A 17,687-nucleotide genomic window follows, 5' to 3' on the forward strand; every position below is an offset into this window, starting at 1 on the left:
CATTCGAAAGCCTGCGCAAGTCAATTTCGAAGCATGATCGAGTTTCACCTTCAAGCAGTGGAATGTGCTATTGCATGCTCATGGAAACAGCCGCAGCGTCCGACCCGTTCGTCGCTTCCTTGCCGGTGTTCGCGAAGTTCGAAAGCGTTGCCGACATCGACAACTATCGGCCGCTTCCCGATGGCTGGGCGCTGGCCACCGCCGACATCGTCGGCTCGACCAAGGCGATCGAGGCAGGGCGCTATAAAACCGTGAATATGGCCGGCGCCAGCGTCATTTCGGCGCTGCTCAATGCGCTGGGTCGGCAAGATCTTCCCTTTGTGTTCGGCGGCGACGGCGCGCTCGTGGCGTTTCCGAGTTCGGCGCTGGAGATCACGCGCAACGCCCTGGCGGCCGTCCAGCGATGGGTGGCGGACGAGTTGGCCCTGACCTTGCGTGCCGCAATCGTGCCGATAGCGGATATAAGAGCGCAGGGCCTCGACGTTCGGGTAGCGAGGTTCCGGGCCTCCGAAGCGGTGTTCTATGCCATGTTCGCCGGCGGCGGCGGCAGTTGGGCGGAAGCCGAGATGAAAGCGGGGCGCTACTTGATCGATCCTGCGCCGGCCAACGCGCGGCCGGATCTGACCGGTCTCTCCTGCCGATGGCGCCCGATCGAAGCCCGGCATGGCGAAATCGTCTCGATCATAGCCGTTCCGGGGGCCTCGCGCGATGTGCGCGGCTTTCAGGTTCTGGCTTCCGACATCATCGCCCTTGTCGGTCGACAGGAACGCGATGGCCATCCGGTGCCGGTGAACGGGCCGGCCTACGGTTTTTCGCCCGCCGGCCTCGATCTCGAGGCCCGGGCCGTCGCGCCGGCGGGAAGGCGGTGGTTGTCGAAGCTGTGGATAGTGTTCCTGTTGTCGCTTGCGGCTGTGACCGATCGATATGGCTGGACAATCGGGAGGTTCGATCCGAAGATCTACAAACGCGACGTGGCCAGCAATTCGGATTTCCGGAAGTTCGATGACGGCTTGAAGATGACCATCGATGTAGATGCGGATTTGTTGCAGCGGATCGAGCACCGGCTGCAGCAGGCCGAAGAGGCGGGCATTTGCACCTATGGCCTGCACCGCCAGCAATCGGCGTTGATGACGTGCCTCGTCGCCTCGCCGCTGCAGCGCGATCATGTTCATTTCATCGACGGCGCCGCCGGCGGTTATGCGATGGCTGCCGCAAGCCTGAAGGCGAAGGTGTCGGCCTGACGACGGCTTGCGGAGATCCATTTTCCGCAATATGCCTCGGGGTTGTTGGGCCCACATGAGCCTCGCCGTGGAAGCGGGCAGTCTGTCCACATTGAGGAAAACAGATTTTTGGACGCCTCACGATCGACATATGACAGTCTGCTGAACCGGATTTCGACGCGCACCGCGCAAGTCGGGGTGATCGGACTGGGTTATGTCGGATTGCCGCTGGCGGTCGCGGTAGCACGCGCCGGCTTCCCGGTTTTCGGCTTCGACATTGAAGCCCAGAAGGTCGAGAATCTGAACAGCGGGCAATCCTACATCGAGGCGGTGACGTCCACTGCCCTTGCCGTCGAGGTGGCGAGCGGACGGTTTCGCGCCACTGCGGATTTTACCGAACTGGCCGCCTGCGATGTCATCGTCATCTGCGTTCCGACGCCGCTGACGAAAAACCGCGAGCCAGACCTCTCCTTTGTCAGGAACACGGCAGGCACCATCGCGAAGCATCTGCGTCTCGGCCAGCTGGTCGTGCTGGAATCGACCACCTATCCCGGCACCACCGACGACGTGATCAAGCCCATCCTGGAACAAACCGGCTTGCAGTCGAAGGTAGACTTCTTCCTGGGCTTCTCGCCCGAACGCGAGGATCCCGGCAACCGCAGCTTTGAAGTCGCGACGATCCCCAAGGTCGTGGCAGGCGACGGCATTGAAGCGGCGGCGCTCGTGAAGGATTTCTACCAGGGTGTGGTCGAGACCGTCGTTCCGGTTTCCACCACCGCGACCGCCGAGGCGGTCAAGCTAACGGAAAACATCTTTCGCTCGGTCAACATAGCCCTGGTCAACGAGTTGAAGGTCGTGCTCGGTGCGATGGGCATCGACATCTGGGAGGTGATCGAGGCGGCAAAGAGCAAGCCCTTCGGCTACATGCCGTTCTATCCTGGGCCCGGACTTGGCGGGCACTGCGTCCCCATCGATCCTTTCTACCTGACGTGGAAGGCGCGCGAATACGAACTGCCGACCCGCTTCATCGAACTGGCGGCAGAGATCAACACGGCTATGCCGCGTCATGTGGTCGATGAACTGGCCAGGGCGCTGGACCGGCGTTGCGGCAAGGCGCTCAGCCGCTCGCGCATTCTCATCATTGGGCTCGCCTATAAGAAGAATGTGCCGGACATCCGCGAGAGCCCTTCATTGCGGCTCATTGAACTCATCGAGGAATGGGGCGGCAAGGCCGAATTCCACGATCCGCACGTCAGAGAAATTCCGGCGACACGGGAGCATATGCCGATCAAGGGGCGTCGGTCTGTCGAATTGAGCGAGGGGACCTTGAAGGATTTCGATGCTGTCGTCGTTGCAACCGACCACGACGCGATCGACTATCAGGCGATCGCCGATCACGCCCTTCTGATCGTCGACACGCGCAATGTTTTCGGCCGCCTCGGGCTAGCCCGAGAGACGGTGGTAAAGGCCTGACGGCGGTCTGAGCCGGCGAATTCTTTGCTCGATGTCAGGATCGTGGTTGCACTCGGCCGGCAGCGTCGACACATAATGCCGCGAGTAAATAGATACAGTTAGCCTGTCGCTCGCCCGCACGGACAGCCAGTTGCGAAGTTCTTCGCCGGCTTTTCCTGCCAAAGCTGGCTTCATTGACTTCGGGGATCTCTTCTTGGGGTCGTTGGCGGACTGTGTTGTGGGCGGATCAAAGGACAATGCCTCGTCTTCGAGGAGTTTCGAGATAGCATGAGCACGACGCAAGCAGAAATTTCCACCATTCTCATGGATAAGGTAGCCGATTGGCTGAACCAATCGGTACTTGCCGGCAACGACCTAGAAACATTGGTAAAAGGCTTTTGCGAACGGCTGGCTGCTGCCGGCCTGCCGTTGAAGCGGGTGCATTTGAGCTTTTCGATGCTTCATCCGCTTTATGATGCGCTTGGCTTCACCTGGGTTCGCGGCCGAGGCTTAGAAATCGAAAGCTTCCGCAATGAGCCCGGCGCGCCGTCCGACAGGTTCCTGACCAGCCCATACTATCATCTGCTCAGCAACAAGCTCGACCACCTGCGACGCCGGCTCGACCCGTCGCTGCCATCGGAGTTTCCTGTTTTCGATGATCTCAGGCTTATAGGCGTCACCGACTATTTGGCTTTCGTGCATTCCTTCAACGGCAACGCCAGTCAGGGCATGATGGGGTCCTGGTCCACCGACAGTGCCGCAGGGTTCAGCGACAGCATGATTTCGGCGCTGCTGCGCATCCAGAACCATCTCGCTATGGCAACCAAGATGGCGGTTCTCACCAAGCTCGCCGACAACATGATGACCACTTATCTCGGCGGCGACGCCGGCAGGCGCGTGCTTGACGGTCAGATCAAGCGCGGCGAGGGCGATACAATCCGGGCCGCGCTGGTCATGGGCGACATGCGCGGGTCGTCAAGGCTTGCCGAAACCTCCGGCCGTGAAATCTATATCGATACGCTGAACCAGTTTTTCGACGCCGTTGCTGCACCTTTCAATCGCAAAGGGGGGCAGATCATGAGTTTCATCGGGGATGGTTTCATCGCCGTTTACCCTTGCGAAAGGCATCGCTCGCAGTCCGAGATCGCCTGCCAGGCTGCTCTTGCGGCAGCGCGCAGCGCCACAGCGCGCGTGACGGATCTCAATCTGCGCAGAAAGGAAAAGGGGCTAACCGACATAAAATTTGGTATCGGCCTACATGTCGGCAATGTGATGTTCGGCAATGTCGGGCTTACCGACCGGCTCACATTCTCCGTCTTCGGCTCGGCTGTAAACGAGGTCCAGCGCCTCCAGGTACTGACCAAGAAATATCCGCACAGCATTCTCGCCAGCAAGGAATTCGCCAGCTATTGCGGCGCCAGCAACTGGCTGACGCTCGGCAGCGAGGAACTGGCTGGCATCAAGCAGAAGCTGACGGTGCTCTCACCCGATCTGTCGGGTGCTCTCGCAGTCGATGAAGACGGTGCGCTGGAGCCGGTTTATGACCGAAGATCGGACGCCGAGCAGGTCATGTTGCTTCACCGCGATGCCGCGCGGCTGTCGGCGGGCGACCCGAGCAAGCTCCAGTAACCGCCACGACCTGATCCGAAGGGCCCCAGATAGACAGTCCGCTCGCCGGTTCCGCCGCTGGCGACCGTTCCGAATCCAAGTTGCTCTAAGCTGGCAATAGGTTAGTCTCGCTTCCGAACCTGCCAGATTGGGGCTGGTGTGGAATGAATTCGGGTGTTGATCTGCTGCGGATCGAGGATGTTGGCATCTCTTTTGCCATCATCGGCGGACCGTTGCATGCCGTCAGGCGCGCAAATCTTCGCGTCCTGCCCGGCAAGGTTACCGCGCTTGTGGGCGAGTCCGGCTCCGGAAAATCGGTTCTCAGCCAGGCAGTGATGGGCATTCTGCCGGGATCAGCCCATGTTCGCGGCCGTATCCTGTTCTCCGATCCTGAAAGGCCCGGCACCACGCAAGATATCCTGAAGATGCCACGTGACGGACCCGAAATCCGGGCATTGAGAGGCAGCCGCATCGGCAAGATCTTTCAGGAGCCGATGACATCGCTATCGCCGCTGCACACGATCGGCAACCAGGTCAGCGAATCCTTGCAGATTCATACCCCCATGGCTCGGGCGGAGCGCAAGGCGCGGACCGAGGAAATGCTCGGTCTTGTCGGCTTTCCGAGTCCCAAACGCGCCTATGATATGTATCCCTTTGAGCTTTCAGGAGGATTGCGTCAGCGCGCCATGATCGCCATGGCGCTTATCTGCCGGCCCGCCCTGTTGATCGCCGACGAGCCGACGACGGCGTTGGACGTCACCATCCAGGCGCAAATCCTACATTTGCTGCGCGGCCTTCAGACCAAGCTGAACATGGCGATGTTGCTGATCACCCACGACCTCGGCGTGGTCGCCAACGTCGCCGACGAGGTCGTGGTCATGTACCATGGCGAGATCATGGAAGCGGGACCTGTCGAGGCGATATTCCGCCGACCAGGTCACCCCTACCTGAAGGGCCTGATGGCAGCCGTTCCGCATTTCGACCTGAAGCCTGGCGAAAGGCTAAAGGCGCTGCGCGAGGTGCCGGTGAATGTCGAGAACCTGCTCGGCAAGCAGACGGCGCCGCCGTCGAAGGGGCCAGACGATATCCTGTTGTCGGTCAGGGATCTGAAAAAGACCTTCACAATCCGCAAGTCCGGATTGTTTGGCGGGGATCATCAAACCACGGTTCGCGCCGTGGGCGGCGTGAGCTTCGATATCAGGCGCGGCGAGTGCCTGGGGCTGGTCGGCGAAAGCGGCTCCGGCAAAACCACGGTCAGCAAGATCCTTATGCGGGCTATCACCCCTAGCGGCGGCTCTGTGACGTTCAACGGCCGCGATGGAGCGATCGACGTCTTGCAAGGCGAGGGAGACGCCCTGCGCATGCTGCGCGCCAAAATCCAGATGGTCTTCCAGGATCCGGTTTCATCGCTGTCACCTCGCATGACGGTGGAGAACATCCTGAGCGAGCCGCTGGAGATCCATCAACGTGGCGATGCCGCGTCCCGACTCGCCACTGTCAAAAGCCTGATGCAGGCGATCGGGCTCGATCCGCGCTTCATCAAGCGCTATCCCCACAGTTTCTCCGGCGGGCAGCGTCAGCGTATCGGCATCGCGCGCGCGTTGGCGCTGGGCCCTGAACTGCTGATCTGCGACGAGCCGGTTTCGGCGCTCGACGTCTCTGTCCAGGCGCAGATCTTGAACCTGCTGAAGGACCTGCAGAAGGAACTGGGCCTGACCTACCTGTTCATATCGCACAATCTGGCGGTGGTGGACTACATGGCAGACCGAATCGCAGTGATGTGCGGCGGGCGTATCGTCGAGCTTGCGCCACGCGAAACTCTGCTGAGGAAACCGATCCACCCCTACACGCGCTCACTCGTCGCCGCAGTACCTTTCCCCGACCTCGACACGCCGATGGATTTCAAGACGCTGAAGCTCAGCGGCGCTTCCGACACCAGCGCATGGGGACCGCAATTTCGCGACGAGGGTGACGAGGATGTATTGTCGCCGCTCGATCTTGGTGGCGGCCACCTCGTGTTGGCCCGACGTTCGGCCGATGTCAGCGAGCTACGCCATTGATCAGCCGGCGCACCGTCCTCGGACTCATGGCTTCGGCGGTTTTGCCGGGCACATTGCACGCAGGCGATCTGGAGCCGCAATTTCTTCAGCCGCTGCTGAAGGCCCTGGCGCTGCCGGCACTCTCCGAGCGCTTGCCCAAGAACCCGCGCGTGTTGAATCTCGCTGCGATGGGGCGGCAGCCCGGCCAGTATGGCGGCACGCTGCGCACGATCATCGGCAGTCAGAAAGATATCCGGATGATGACGATCTACGGATATGCTCGCCTGGTCGGCTATGACCAAAAGCTCAACTTGCAAGCCGACATTCTTGAAAGTTTCGAGGTAGCGGACGATCGCGTCTTCACTTTCAAGATACGGGAAGGACATAAATGGTCTGACGGTAGCCTGCTGACGCCGGAGGACTTTCGCTATTGCTGGGAAGATGTCTGGCTGAACGACGAACTTTCGCAAGGCGGGCTCGCCCCGGCCCTGCTGGCCGACGGCAAGGCGCCACGCTTCGAGATCGTCGATGCGTTGACGGTCCGTTATAGTTGGGATGCGCCAAATCCCGACTTCCTGCCCAAGCTCGCGGCTGCTTCGCCGTTATCGCTTGTTCTGCCGGCCGCCTATCTCAAGCAGTTCCACAAGAAATACCAGGATCCATTCCGGCTCGCCGGCCTGATGGAGGAGAACAGGGCCAAGAAATGGACGCTCCTGCATATCCGGATGTCGCGGCAGTATCGCCCGGAGAACCCGGAACTGCCGACGCTCGATCCCTGGCGGAACCGGACCAAGCCGCCGGCTGAGCAGTTCGTCTTCGAGCGCAATCCGTTCTTTCACCGCATAGACGAGAATGGCCGGCAACTACCCTATGTTGACCGGATTGTCATGAATGTGAGCTCGTCGGCGATTATTTCCGCCAAGACCGGCGCGGGCGAGAGCGACCTGCAATGCATGGGAATTGATTTCAGCGATTACTCCTTCCTGAAGGACGCGGAGAAGCGCTACCCGGTCAAGATGCATCTCTGGAAACGCACACAGGGTTCGCGACTGGCGCTGCTGCCCAATCTGAATTGTGCCGACCAGGTCTGGCGTGGCCTTTTTCGCGACGTGCGCGTGCGTCGTGCACTTTCGCTCGCTGTGCACAGACGCGAGATCAATATGGCTGTGTTCTATGGATTGGCGCAGGAAAGTGCCGATACGGTCCTGCCGGAGAGCCCGCTCTACCGGCCCGAATTCGCGAAAGCCTGGGTCACCTACGATCCTGATCAGGCCAATGCCCTGCTCGACGAGGTCGGGCTTCAGGCGCGTGACGATGACGGCCTGCGGGTACTTCCCGATGGACGCCCGGCGCAGATCGTCGTGGAAACGGCCGGCGAAAGCACGCTGGAAACCGATGCGCTCGAGCTCATCAGCGATCACTGGCGCCAGATCGGTATCGCCCTGTTCATCCGGACTTCGCAGCGCGACATCTTTCGCAGTCGCGCGCTTGGCGGCCAGATCATGATGTCGATGTGGTCGGGCATCGACAATGGCGTGCCGACCGCCGACATGAACCCGTACCAGCTGGCCCCCACCATTGACGACCAACTGCAATGGCCGCTCTGGGGTGCTCACTACTTGTCTCGTGGCAGGCTCGGCGAGGCGCCCGATCTTCCGCCTGTGGTCGAGTTGATGACCTTACTCAAGCGCTGGAACGCATCGACCGAAGCCACGGAGCGCGCTGAAATCTGGAATTCAATGCTGTCGATCTACACCGATCAGGTGTTTTCGATCGGCACGGTGAACGGAACATATCAGCCGGTTCTGGCCTCCTCGCGGCTGCGCAATCTGCCTGACAAGGCGCTCTACGGCTACGACCCGACCGCCTATTTCGGTGTCTACATGCCCGATACATTTTGGCTTGGAGAGTCCTGAGCGTGCTTCGATATATTGTCTGGCGCCTCGCCGTAATGGTTCCAACGCTGCTGATCATATCGGCGCTTGTGTTCACGATCATCGAACTTCCCCCAGGCGACTATTTCGACAGCTATGTTGCCGAGCTTCGGGCCCAGGGCGAAGCGGTGGATTCCGACCGCATCGAGATGATGCGGAAGGACTATGGTTTCGACAAGCCGCCGGTCATTCGCTACTTCTACTGGGTCGGCGGGATGCTGCACGGCGATTTCGGCTATTCCTTCGAATATGAGCTGCCGGTTCGCGACGTGATCGGGGACCGAATGTGGCTGACCGTGCTGGTTTCCTTCGTGACGATCCTCTTCACCTGGCTCATCGCCTTTCCGATCGGCATGTACTCGGCCACGCATCAATACAGCTGGGGCGACTACGGCCTGACTTTCTTCGGCCTTCTCGGCCTTGCCATCCCGAACTTCATGCTGGCGCTGATCCTGATGTATTTCGCCAATATCTGGTTCGGCACGTCCGTCGGCCATCTCATGGACCAGCAATATCTCGGCGAGCCGATGAGCTGGGCCAAGGCGAAGTCGATCCTCGCCCATCTCTGGATCCCGGTCTTGATCATCGGCACCGGGGGCACGGCGAGCATGATCCGGCGGCTGCGCGCCAATCTGCTCGATGAGCTTCACAAGCAATATGTCGTGACGGCGCGCGCCAAGGGCCTTCATCCCTTCAGGACCCTGGTCAAATACCCGCTGCGCATGGCGCTCAATTTCTTCATTTCGGACATCGGCTCTATCCTGCCGGCCATCATTTCCGGTGCCGAAATCACGGCGATCGTGCTGTCTTTGGAAACGACCGGGCCGATGCTGATCAAGGCGCTGCAAAGCCAGGACATGTATCTGGCAGGGTCGTTCCTGATGTTCCTCGCCTTCCTGACGGTCATCGGCGTGCTGATTTCCGATCTGGCGCTGGCACTGCTTGATCCACGAATTCGTTTGCAGGGCGGCAGTACCAAATGAACACGCAATCGCCACTTCCCGCTCCGGGTGCTCCGCTGCAACACTATGTTTCCATCGCGCCCTTTGACCTGCAGTCGGTCGAGGCAATGACGCCGGAGCAGTCGAAGGTCTTTCAGGCGTCGCAGTTGCGGCTGATGTGGTGGAAATTTCGACGGCACCGGCTTGCTCTTGTATCCGGCATATTCCTGGCGGTGCTCTATTTCGCGATACTGATCTGCGAGTTCCTGGCGCCCTACAATCTGCACACGCGCAACATGGACTACATCTATGCGCCGCCGCAGCGGGTGCACCTGTTCCACAACGGCCAGTTCGTCGGGCCGTTCGTCTACGGCCGCCAAATGACGCTGGATATGGACACGCTGAAGCGGAACTACATCGACCAACAGGATGATGTTCAGCGGATCCGTTTCTACTGCAAGGGCGACAGCTACCGGTTCTGGGGCCTGATCGAAGGTGACAGGCATTTTGTCTGCCCTGCCGAAAACGGCCAGCTCTTCCTGGCCGGCACTGACAGGCTGGGGCGCGATGTGCTCTCGCGCATCATCTATGGTGCACGCATTTCACTGACGATCGGCCTCGTCGGCATCAGTTTCAGCTTCCTGCTCGGCATAGTCATCGGCGGACTGGCCGGCTATCACGGCGGCATCTTCGACCTGATCGTTCAACGGATAATCGAAGTTCTGCAATCGATCCCCAGCATTCCGCTATGGCTGGCTCTGGCGGCGATCATGCCGATAACTTGGAGTCCGATCCTGATCTATTTCGGCATCACCGTCATCCTCGGGCTGCTCGACTGGACCGGATTGGCGCGGGCCGTGCGTTCAAAGCTTTTAGCGTTGCGAGAGGAGGATTACGTTCTGGCCGCGCAATTGATGGGCGCCAGCAGCGGCCGCATTATCCGGCGGCACCTCATTCCGGGCTTCATGTCGCATCTGATCGCGACGGCGACGATCTCCATACCCGGCATGATCCTGGGCGAGACGGCGCTGAGCTTCCTCGGGCTCGGGCTGCGGGCACCGATAACCAGTTGGGGCATCCTGCTCACCGAGGCGCGCAGCGTCAGCGTGATCGCGTTTTATCCATGGCTACTTTTGCCGATCCTCCCCGTCATTCTCGTCATTCTGGCGTTCAACTTCCTCGGCGACGGCTTGCGGGACGCTGCGGACCCCTACAAGTGACATCGCCAGTCCGCCGCGCTTCAAGGCGCAGACTCCGCCCGGTTCGTCGGGGGCCTGTTCGGTTGTTGCTGTGTTGAACGTTCGCCTCTATATGCGGCGACGCCGGATCGGGCTAACACGTTGTTCGGGTTTCATCCTGGTATCGCGGGCATTGCCGGTCTCTTGAGCTGGTTCAGGACACACAGACGCATATGAGTCGCCTCGAAAGTTTCATCCGCAGGCTGACGGCACAGCGCGACATTCTCGATCAAGTCTGCGCGGAGGTGGCGAAGATCGAGGGTCCCATCCTTGAGCTCGGCCTCGGCAATGGCCGGACCTTCCACCATCTGCGCGAGCGTCTGCCCGGCCGACGGATCGTGGCGTTCGACCGCGCACTTGCCGCACACGCCAGCTCAATTCCCGAAGCTGAAAACCTCGTGCTCGGCGAAATCCGCGAGACGGCGAGCAGGTTCATCGGCATCGAGGCCGCTCTTGTTCATGCCGACATCGGCACCGGCTATGAAGATCGCGATGCAGTGACCTCCACCTGGCTCCCCGAACTGACCGCGCGCCTGCTTCGCGTCGGAGGCATTGCGGTCAGCGGCACGCCGCTCGATCACCCGCAGTTGCAAAGCCTTCCACTGCCGCCTTCGGTACCCGCCGATCGCTATTTTGTCTGCAGGCGCGTCTGAGGGCCGAAACGGCCCAAGTCTTCAGGGGATCGTGTATACCGCTATCTCCCTCTCGATGCCGCGCAGCGAGACCTCGTGTGGCACGGGCGTCAGCGCGTTCCTGTGCAACAGATCGGCGGTGAGATTGTCGTCGACCACCGCGCGCGTGGCGAAGATCGCCTGTGCGTTGGCAAGGTTCTGGACCCGCGAAGCAATGTTGACCGTCTGGCCGAAATAGTCCTGTCGCTCGTTCATAGACACAGCAATGCACGGGCCGGCATGGACTCCGATCTTGAGCAGCAGATCCTCGCGCCCGCTCTTCTCATTGAGCGCACGCATGGCATCGCGCATCCTCAGGGCCGCCGCAATCGCACGATCCGGCGTCGCGAAGGTCGCCATCACCGCATCGCCGATCGTCTTCACCACCGCGCCTGCCTCGGACGCGACGATCTCGTGCAGAACCTGAAAATGCACGCGCACGAGATCGAAGGCTGAAAGATCGCCCACCCGCTCGTAAAGCTCGGTCGATCCACGCAGGTCGGTGAACAGGAAGGTGAGGCTAGTGATCTTCAGGCGCTGGTTGATGTCGAGCGTATCCGTGCGATAAAGATCGCGGAACGTCTGGTTGGTGAGCAGGCGCTTGGCTGTCAGGAACGGCCGGCGTTTGCCCAGGAGATCATGCAATTCCTGGCCGGCGATGAAGACCGTCGGCAGCACGCGGGTGTCGGTCCTGTTTTCCAGCGAAATGCGCAACGGGCCGGGTTGCATCTCCAGCGTCTGGTTCTGGACATGCTCGCGGTCGAAGACCAATGAGAGGCTTCGTCGCTCTCTTGTCGGTTCGCCCTTGACGTCGATGAACTGCACTGAATGGGTGACCGGCTCGAAGACGATGATGAATTCGGACGGAAGCTGTACGGGCAGAACAGCCTTTTCACCTGGCGCAAGCTCGATATCCTCCAGCGAGAACGCTTCCATCGTCTTGGCGAAATCCTCTTCCGGCAGGTCGACGCCGGACGCCCAGTAGATCTGGCGGAAATATTCCACCAACGGCAGTTCGTGTGGATTGTGGGCGGCAATCTTGCGCACGCGAGGACTGACCGTGAATGTCACCTCGACCATCTCGTCGAGGGTCGGTGAATAGCCTTCGGAACACAGCGCGCAGGTATATTCGTCCTTCTGCAGGGTTTTGAGCGTGGCGTTGCTGTCGAGCACGCCGCCACAGCCGGGGCATAGAACATTCCAGGAAATGTCGAAGAGGCCCACGCGCGCCGCATGCAGAAAGGCGCCTATGGCGCGTTCCACATCGAGGCCATGCTTGCTGGCGAAGGCTAGAGCATTGATGCGGCAAAGCTCGCGGTCCTTGCCCTCCGCGATGGTTCGCTTGATCGCATCGATTGCCCGCGGATCGACATCGGTCGATTGCCGCAGAAGCGAGAACAGATCCTGAGCTTCGTTCATCGTGCAGGCTCCGGAAGAAATGCGCCGCCGAAACGTGTTGACCGGACCGGTCCTGGTCCGACTGCGCCATTTTACTTCGAAACCGACCCTACGGCCATTCGAATAGACAAGCCGGGCGATACCTCAAGTCCGTTTGGTGGATTTTGGCCGGCCGCAACCGGCACTATGATGATCCATGGGCATTTATCTATGCGGGCTACCCGATGCCGACATCCGACAATCCGCCGTTTCCCGGCACCCTGCGCCTCTTTTCCTTGGTGGTCATTATCGTCCTGACCGTAGGCGCCGGCCTGTTCTTCGCGCCCGTGCTGGTCAAGCCGCGCTGGCCGTGGGCCGTCACCCCGTTCAATGCCCGCTTCCTTGGTGGCTTCTACACCGCCGAAATGGTCGTGATGGCGGCGCTGCTGTTCTGGAATCGCTGGTCGCCCGGCAGGCTCGTGCTCGTCATGGCGCTCATCTTCACCGTCATCGTGTCGGTGGCGTCGTTCATCAATCTCGGCTATTTCAACTTCGGGCGCAAAGCGCCCTGGCTCTGGTTTCTGGTCTATCTTGGTTCGGTCGCGGCATCCGGGCTGTTCTTGTGGCGGGCCAGGGCCCTTCCTTCTGCAAAAGGCGTGACCTTACAGCCCGCATGGCGCGGCTACATGCCGGTGGAATTGGCAGTCCTTGGGCTCTATGGCGTCGGCCTTTTGCTGTTCCCCCTGACATTCGGCAGCTTCTGGCCATGGCCGGTCGATGGCTTCCACGCTCAGGTCTACAGCGCCATCTTCCTCGCGGGGGCGGGTGGCATATATGTCGTCTGGAGAAGCGCGCCGCGCGAGGAACTGCTGGTGCTGGGCTTGGCGCAGTTGCTGGTTGGCCTGCTTGCCATTGTTGGACTCGTCATCACCGACGCTGCGGTGAACCGGATCGACTGGACGGCGACCGGGACATTGTGCTGGCTCGCCCTTTTCGCCTGGATCGGCATCAGCGGCGTCTTCAAACTTTTCGCCGCCACTCAGTATTTTAGCTTGCAATCGGCATCATAGGTTCTAGAGACGGCTGGATTTTCAGGTGACGTAGGGTGCATCGTACCGTGCCGATTGCCATCGCCGGGAACGTTATGACCAGCACAACCTCGCCATCCTCCGAGAAAATCCAGCCGCAGCTCCGATCCGTTCGGCTAAGCGATGCGGAGGCGCTTTGCGCCATCTTCAACATGCCGGGCTTCCGCTGGGGCACGCTCAGGATGCCTTTCGAGATGGTGGAGCAGGTAGAGCGGCGCATCGCCAAGTCCGGCCAGGAAACCACCTGGATCGTTGCGGAGGTGGAGGGCAGGGTCGTCGGCCATGGCAGCCTGGTCGTGCAGGGCTCGCCGCGCCGTTCGCATATCGGCGAGATCAATATGGGTCTTGACGATGCCTTTGTCGGCAAAGGCATCGGCTCTGCCATACTTGGCGCGCTGCTCGACGTGGCCGACAACTGGCGCGCTCTGAAGCGGGTCGAATTGACCGTCTATGCCGACAACGAATCGGCCATGCGCCTCTACAAAAGCCACGGCTTCGAGGTCGAAGGTCGGCATGTGAAGGCCGGTTTTACCGAGGGCCAGTACCACGACCTCCTCAGCATGGCCCGGCTGCGATTCTGAAATCCGCTGTTCGGTCATAACTGTTTAGCCGATCTACAAATCAAGCCGAGTTGGCGAACTGGTGGTTGCCGATGGAGAACTCTGTAGGATAATTTCATCTCACACGGTTCTGATCGAGTTGACGATCCATGTGTGGGCCGGCATTCAGGAAGTCTGGTCTCCCTTGGCGTTTGCACCGCGAGCCGCCAGACGGGACAGATGACCGCCGTGGCTGACCCAATCCCCACGCCTCCAGTGGAAATTCTGGCTGTGCTGTCGCTGCTCTGCCCGGAGGTCGTGCGTGACATCGAGCAGAACTGGAACGCACCGGTTTCCGATTATGCCCGCCATCTGTGGCGGCCGGTGGCAAGGCCTGCATCGGACCCGGCGATCGCTGCCCGCTCGATCCTGCGCGACGTGCTGCATCGGCGTCTTGGTGCGATCATGCAGCCTGAAGAGGTCGGCAAGGCCCTCGAAGCGTTCGAGCACAGACCGGTCATTCAGTCCGGCCTGCACTGTCTGCTTCTGATGGACCGGATCACCTTCGACGCCCTGCTGCTTGCCTGGCTCGGCGCGGTCGAAAGCGGGCTCTCGGCCTTCTTCTGCTTCATGGGAACGACGATGACCATGGAGACAATCGGCCGGGAGGGGCCCGGATGGCTCGATGTCGGCGACGACAAGGTCAACCTGTTTGGCATGGGACGCCACAAGCTTTGCCGCAAAAGCGCCTGCGCGGCCGGTCCCGTCTTCCTCAACAAACGCGCGCTCGAAGCGGTGGGTGATAAAACGGATGCCAGCCGCTGGCTGGGCACACTGCTTGCCAGCCGGGACAAGATGTTTGCAACCGCGGCCGACGCGGTGACAGCCCTCAACGAGGATCTGGTCGCCAATTGGGACTGTTCCAGCATGGCCAAGCCGGTTTTCATCGATGATCGGCTGGCCGCGGCCGCCATGGCTCGGCATCTGGAATATGACGGCAGCCTTCTTTCCAAGCTGCTCTTTGAGCCCGCGAGGCGCAAGCGTCTCGAACGTGCCCTGCAAGAGACCGCAGCGAGACCATTTGGCAGATTCCTGCCCAATGCCACAGCCTATTTCTGGGGCATCCGCGACGAGCGCGTGCGCAAGCTCGTCCTTGAGAACGGCCACCTGATCGAGCCCGACAGGCGGCATGGTCTTTCCATCCCGTTCGAGCGAACGCATCTCAAGCAGGCGCTACTGGAAGGCGTGCTGCTGCCGAACTTGTTCCTCACGTTCCTCGTGCTCGCCATATTGCCGCGCGTGCGGGTTGTGGGCGGCCTGAGACAGATTGGCTATGTGGCGCTTTTCCACTCGATCCTGCTGGCCGCGCTTGACGAGAACGCGCCGGAAGAGCGCGATCTGGCTCAGGAGCTGCAGGTTCGGGAAAATGCCTGGGGCGTGCGGGTCATCGATGAAAAGATCTCGGTCCGCGAGCAGCTTGCCGGCCTGCCGCAAGGGGCGCTCTTCCCGAATCTACTGCGGCAGTATCGCTTGCAAACATTTGCCGAGACGACCGACGACCTGAAACTGGTTCGGGAAGACGCCCGATGGTGCAAGATCGGCCAGGCACAGATCAAGGCGACCTGAGCTTCGCTTCCGGTTTTATTCGCGGAGAGTCCATTCGCGAATGAACGCAGTTCAAGGCCTGACCTGACATGGCCTCACCTGTCATTGCACGATACCGGCCTTGCGGAGCCCGTCCACGATGAGTTCGAAATCGGCAGGGTTCTTGTAGGGCAAGACCTTGCGTCGGTAGTCCAGCGAATAGTCGGGATTGACGCGAAGCACCTCCTGCCATGCCTCGCGGGCCTCGGCGAAACGGCCCAGATGGCCGTAGCTGGCGGCCAGAAGCGCGCGCGAGACATCGGTGACAGCGTTGCGAGCCAGCCGCTGCAGCAAGAGGTCAACGGCCTCTTCGTACCTTCCGAGTTGAAACGATGCCAAAGCCTGGAAATGCAGAAGCACATCCGGAAAGTATGGATTCAAGGTCTTGCCCCGGGCGTAACTCTCGAGCGCCTCTACGGATCTGCCCGAATAGTGCAGCGCCTCGCCGAGGATCACGTGCCCTTCGGCGAAGTTCGGATTGAGGGCTATCGCGTGCTCGGCCTCGTTGATGGCCTCATCGTGCCGTCGTGTATACAGCTTGACGATAGCCAGCGCCCAGTGCGCCCAGGGATCGCTGTCATCCAGCGTCACCGCTCGCGTTGCGGCCTCTTCCGCTTGCGCCATCGATTCCGGCGGCGACGCACTCCACCTGTTCAGGTAATCGAGTCCATGCGTGAGGGCGAGGAAGGCGTGGGCAGAGGCAAACTTCGGGTCCAGTTCGATGGCACGTTGCAAGAGGTCGCGGGCTGCGACGTTCGTCTCATTCGTCAGCCGGTGCCACAGCTCCCGGCCCCGCATGAAATAGTCATACGCCTGCGTGTTGCGCGCATACTCGGGCGCCAGCCGCTGACGGTCGCCCTCAGTCAGATTGAGCGCCAACGCCCCGACGATCTGCTGCGTCACGTCGTCCTGCACGGCGAATATGTCGGTCAGATCGCGGTCGAACCGCTCTGCCCAAAGATGACCGCCCGAGGTTGCATCGATGAGCTGCGCGGTGATGCGCACCCTGTTCCCCGACTTGCGTACGCTGCCCTCAAGTACATGCCGCACGCCGAGCTTCGAGCCCACCTCCTGCACATGGACGTTCTGCCCCTTGAAGGTGAACGACGAATTGCGTGCGATGACGAAGAGCTGCGACAGTTTGGACAGCGCCGTGATGATGTCCTCAGAAATGCCGTCGGCGAAGTAATCCTGTTCGGCGTCACCGCTCATGTTGGCGAACGGCAGGACGGCGATCGACAGTTTCGGCGGCGCTGCCGTCGCGGGCCGGCTTGCCGCGCTTTCCGGGGTCGCGGCCGGCTTGGTCCCGGCGCTGCCGACTTGCAGCGAATAGACCCGGATCGGCTCGGCGATGTTCTTGAGCTGTGTGCTGCCGAGATCGCTGACCGAGAGGTCGAGCCGCGCCTTGACCTGGCGATAGGCATCCTCGGACAGGCAGATGGCGCCGGGCGCCGCGACGCCCTCCAAACGCGAGGCGATGTTGACGCCGTCGCCCATCAGGTCGCCGTCGCTCTCTTCGACCACATCGCCCAGATGGATGCCGATCCTGAACTCGATGCGGCGGTCCTGCGGCACGCCGGCATTGCGCTCGACCATGCCGTTCTGAACCTCAACGGCGCAGCGCACGGCATCCACCACGCTGCGGAACTCGACCAGCGCTCCATCCCCGGTGCGCTTGATCACCCGCCCGTTGTGGACTGCGATGATCGGATCGATCAGGTCGCTGCGCAGTGCCCGCAACCTCGCCAAAGTACGATCTTCGTCCGCGCTCGCGAGCCGGCTGTATCCAACCACATCTGCAGCCAGGATTGCGGCCAGCTTCCGGTTTTCGCTCATGGGCACGTGTCCTCGGCTCCATAATAGCAGGAAGGCGGAGGCTAAGAGGGAATTTTCGTGGACGACGGCTACGCAGACGCGCGAGTCGGCAGCGCTCTGC

Annotated in this window: 13 protein-coding genes; 11 read left to right on the forward strand and 2 right to left on the reverse strand. The window is 60.9% G+C overall.

What is annotated here, in order from left to right:
* The first annotated feature begins 62 nt into the window (after positions 1-62).
* From P9217_RS15225 to P9217_RS15260, 8 genes are all read left to right on the forward strand, one after another.
* On the forward strand, positions 63-1,241 hold the full coding sequence (locus P9217_RS15225) for a DUF3095 domain-containing protein (RefSeq protein WP_278087185.1): 1,179 nt from the start codon (positions 63-65) through the stop codon (positions 1,239-1,241).
* A gap of 108 nt (positions 1,242-1,349) precedes the next feature.
* Positions 1,350-2,693 carry a nucleotide sugar dehydrogenase gene (locus tag P9217_RS15230; RefSeq protein ID WP_095823330.1) on the forward strand — a complete coding sequence of 448 codons (1,344 nt, stop codon included), beginning with the start codon at positions 1,350-1,352 and terminating at the stop codon, positions 2,691-2,693.
* A gap of 267 nt (positions 2,694-2,960) precedes the next feature.
* Entirely contained in the window at positions 2,961-4,301 is a 1,341-nt protein-coding gene (locus tag P9217_RS15235) for an adenylate/guanylate cyclase domain-containing protein (RefSeq protein WP_067326319.1), read from the forward strand.
* 143 nt (positions 4,302-4,444) lie between these two features.
* Positions 4,445-6,340 (forward strand): ABC transporter ATP-binding protein, encoded by a 1,896-nt coding sequence (locus tag P9217_RS15240; RefSeq protein WP_278087186.1) that lies wholly within the window; start codon positions 4,445-4,447, stop codon positions 6,338-6,340.
* Positions 6,337-8,235 (forward strand): ABC transporter substrate-binding protein, encoded by a 1,899-nt coding sequence (locus P9217_RS15245; RefSeq protein WP_278087187.1) that lies wholly within the window; start codon positions 6,337-6,339, stop codon positions 8,233-8,235. Before P9217_RS15240 ends, P9217_RS15245 begins: the two co-directional genes overlap by 4 nt.
* 2 nt (positions 8,236-8,237) lie before the next feature.
* Complete coding sequence (locus P9217_RS15250; RefSeq protein WP_066994096.1) at positions 8,238-9,236, forward strand: ABC transporter permease; 999 nt, start codon at positions 8,238-8,240, stop codon at positions 9,234-9,236.
* Positions 9,233-10,414, forward strand: coding sequence for an ABC transporter permease (locus P9217_RS15255; protein WP_278087188.1), 1,182 nt, complete (start codon positions 9,233-9,235; stop codon positions 10,412-10,414). Before P9217_RS15250 ends, P9217_RS15255 begins: the two co-directional genes overlap by 4 nt.
* A 191-nt stretch (positions 10,415-10,605) precedes the next feature.
* Entirely contained in the window at positions 10,606-11,085 is a 480-nt protein-coding gene (locus P9217_RS15260; protein WP_066994102.1) for a class I SAM-dependent methyltransferase, read from the forward strand.
* A 21-nt stretch (positions 11,086-11,106) separates the two neighbouring features.
* On the opposite strand, the gene P9217_RS15265 is transcribed toward P9217_RS15260, so the two are convergent.
* Positions 11,107-12,522, reverse strand: coding sequence for an adenylate/guanylate cyclase domain-containing protein (locus P9217_RS15265; protein ID WP_067326333.1), 1,416 nt, complete (start codon positions 12,520-12,522; stop codon positions 11,107-11,109).
* A gap of 203 nt (positions 12,523-12,725) precedes the next feature.
* Between P9217_RS15265 and P9217_RS15270 the strand changes: the two genes are divergently transcribed.
* The 3 genes from P9217_RS15270 (at position 12,726) to P9217_RS15280 (ending at position 15,733) form a co-directional block, all read left to right on the forward strand.
* On the forward strand, positions 12,726-13,550 hold the full coding sequence (locus tag P9217_RS15270) for a hypothetical protein (protein ID WP_278087189.1): 825 nt from the start codon (positions 12,726-12,728) through the stop codon (positions 13,548-13,550).
* A gap of 74 nt (positions 13,551-13,624) precedes the next feature.
* Positions 13,625-14,149 (forward strand): GNAT family N-acetyltransferase, encoded by a 525-nt coding sequence (locus P9217_RS15275; protein WP_278087190.1) that lies wholly within the window; start codon positions 13,625-13,627, stop codon positions 14,147-14,149.
* Between the two features lie 198 nt (positions 14,150-14,347).
* Positions 14,348-15,733 (forward strand): hypothetical protein, encoded by a 1,386-nt coding sequence (locus P9217_RS15280; RefSeq protein ID WP_278087191.1) that lies wholly within the window; start codon positions 14,348-14,350, stop codon positions 15,731-15,733.
* 81 nt (positions 15,734-15,814) lie between these two features.
* Here the strand turns inward: P9217_RS15280 and P9217_RS15285 are convergent, their stop codons facing one another.
* Positions 15,815-17,587 (reverse strand): adenylate/guanylate cyclase domain-containing protein, encoded by a 1,773-nt coding sequence (locus P9217_RS15285; protein ID WP_278087192.1) that lies wholly within the window; start codon positions 17,585-17,587, stop codon positions 15,815-15,817.
* Between the last annotated feature and the right edge of the window lie 100 nt (positions 17,588-17,687).

Source organism: Mesorhizobium sp. WSM4989, assembly GCF_029625795.1.
Lineage (GTDB): Bacteria > Pseudomonadota > Alphaproteobacteria > Rhizobiales > Rhizobiaceae > Mesorhizobium.

What these genes read in the sequence shown, in the direction of transcription:
- P9217_RS15240 (WP_278087186.1), top strand. Translation starts at nt 4,445, where the DNA reads ATGAATTCGGGTGTTGATCTGCTGCGGATCGAGGATGTTGGCATCTCT.
- P9217_RS15260 (WP_066994102.1), top strand. Translation starts at nt 10,606, where the DNA reads ATGAGTCGCCTCGAAAGTTTCATCCGCAGGCTGACGGCACAGCGCGAC.
- P9217_RS15270 (WP_278087189.1), top strand. Translation starts at nt 12,726, where the DNA reads ATGCCGACATCCGACAATCCGCCGTTTCCCGGCACCCTGCGCCTCTTT.
- P9217_RS15235 (WP_067326319.1), top strand. Translation starts at nt 2,961, where the DNA reads ATGAGCACGACGCAAGCAGAAATTTCCACCATTCTCATGGATAAGGTA.
- P9217_RS15225 (WP_278087185.1), top strand. Translation starts at nt 63, where the DNA reads ATGTGCTATTGCATGCTCATGGAAACAGCCGCAGCGTCCGACCCGTTC.
- P9217_RS15255 (WP_278087188.1), top strand. Translation starts at nt 9,233, where the DNA reads ATGAACACGCAATCGCCACTTCCCGCTCCGGGTGCTCCGCTGCAACAC.
- P9217_RS15285 (WP_278087192.1), bottom strand. Translation starts at nt 17,587, where the DNA reads ATGAGCGAAAACCGGAAGCTGGCCGCAATCCTGGCTGCAGATGTGGTT.
- P9217_RS15275 (WP_278087190.1), top strand. Translation starts at nt 13,625, where the DNA reads ATGACCAGCACAACCTCGCCATCCTCCGAGAAAATCCAGCCGCAGCTC.
- P9217_RS15280 (WP_278087191.1), top strand. Translation starts at nt 14,348, where the DNA reads ATGACCGCCGTGGCTGACCCAATCCCCACGCCTCCAGTGGAAATTCTG.
- P9217_RS15265 (WP_067326333.1), bottom strand. Translation starts at nt 12,522, where the DNA reads ATGAACGAAGCTCAGGATCTGTTCTCGCTTCTGCGGCAATCGACCGAT.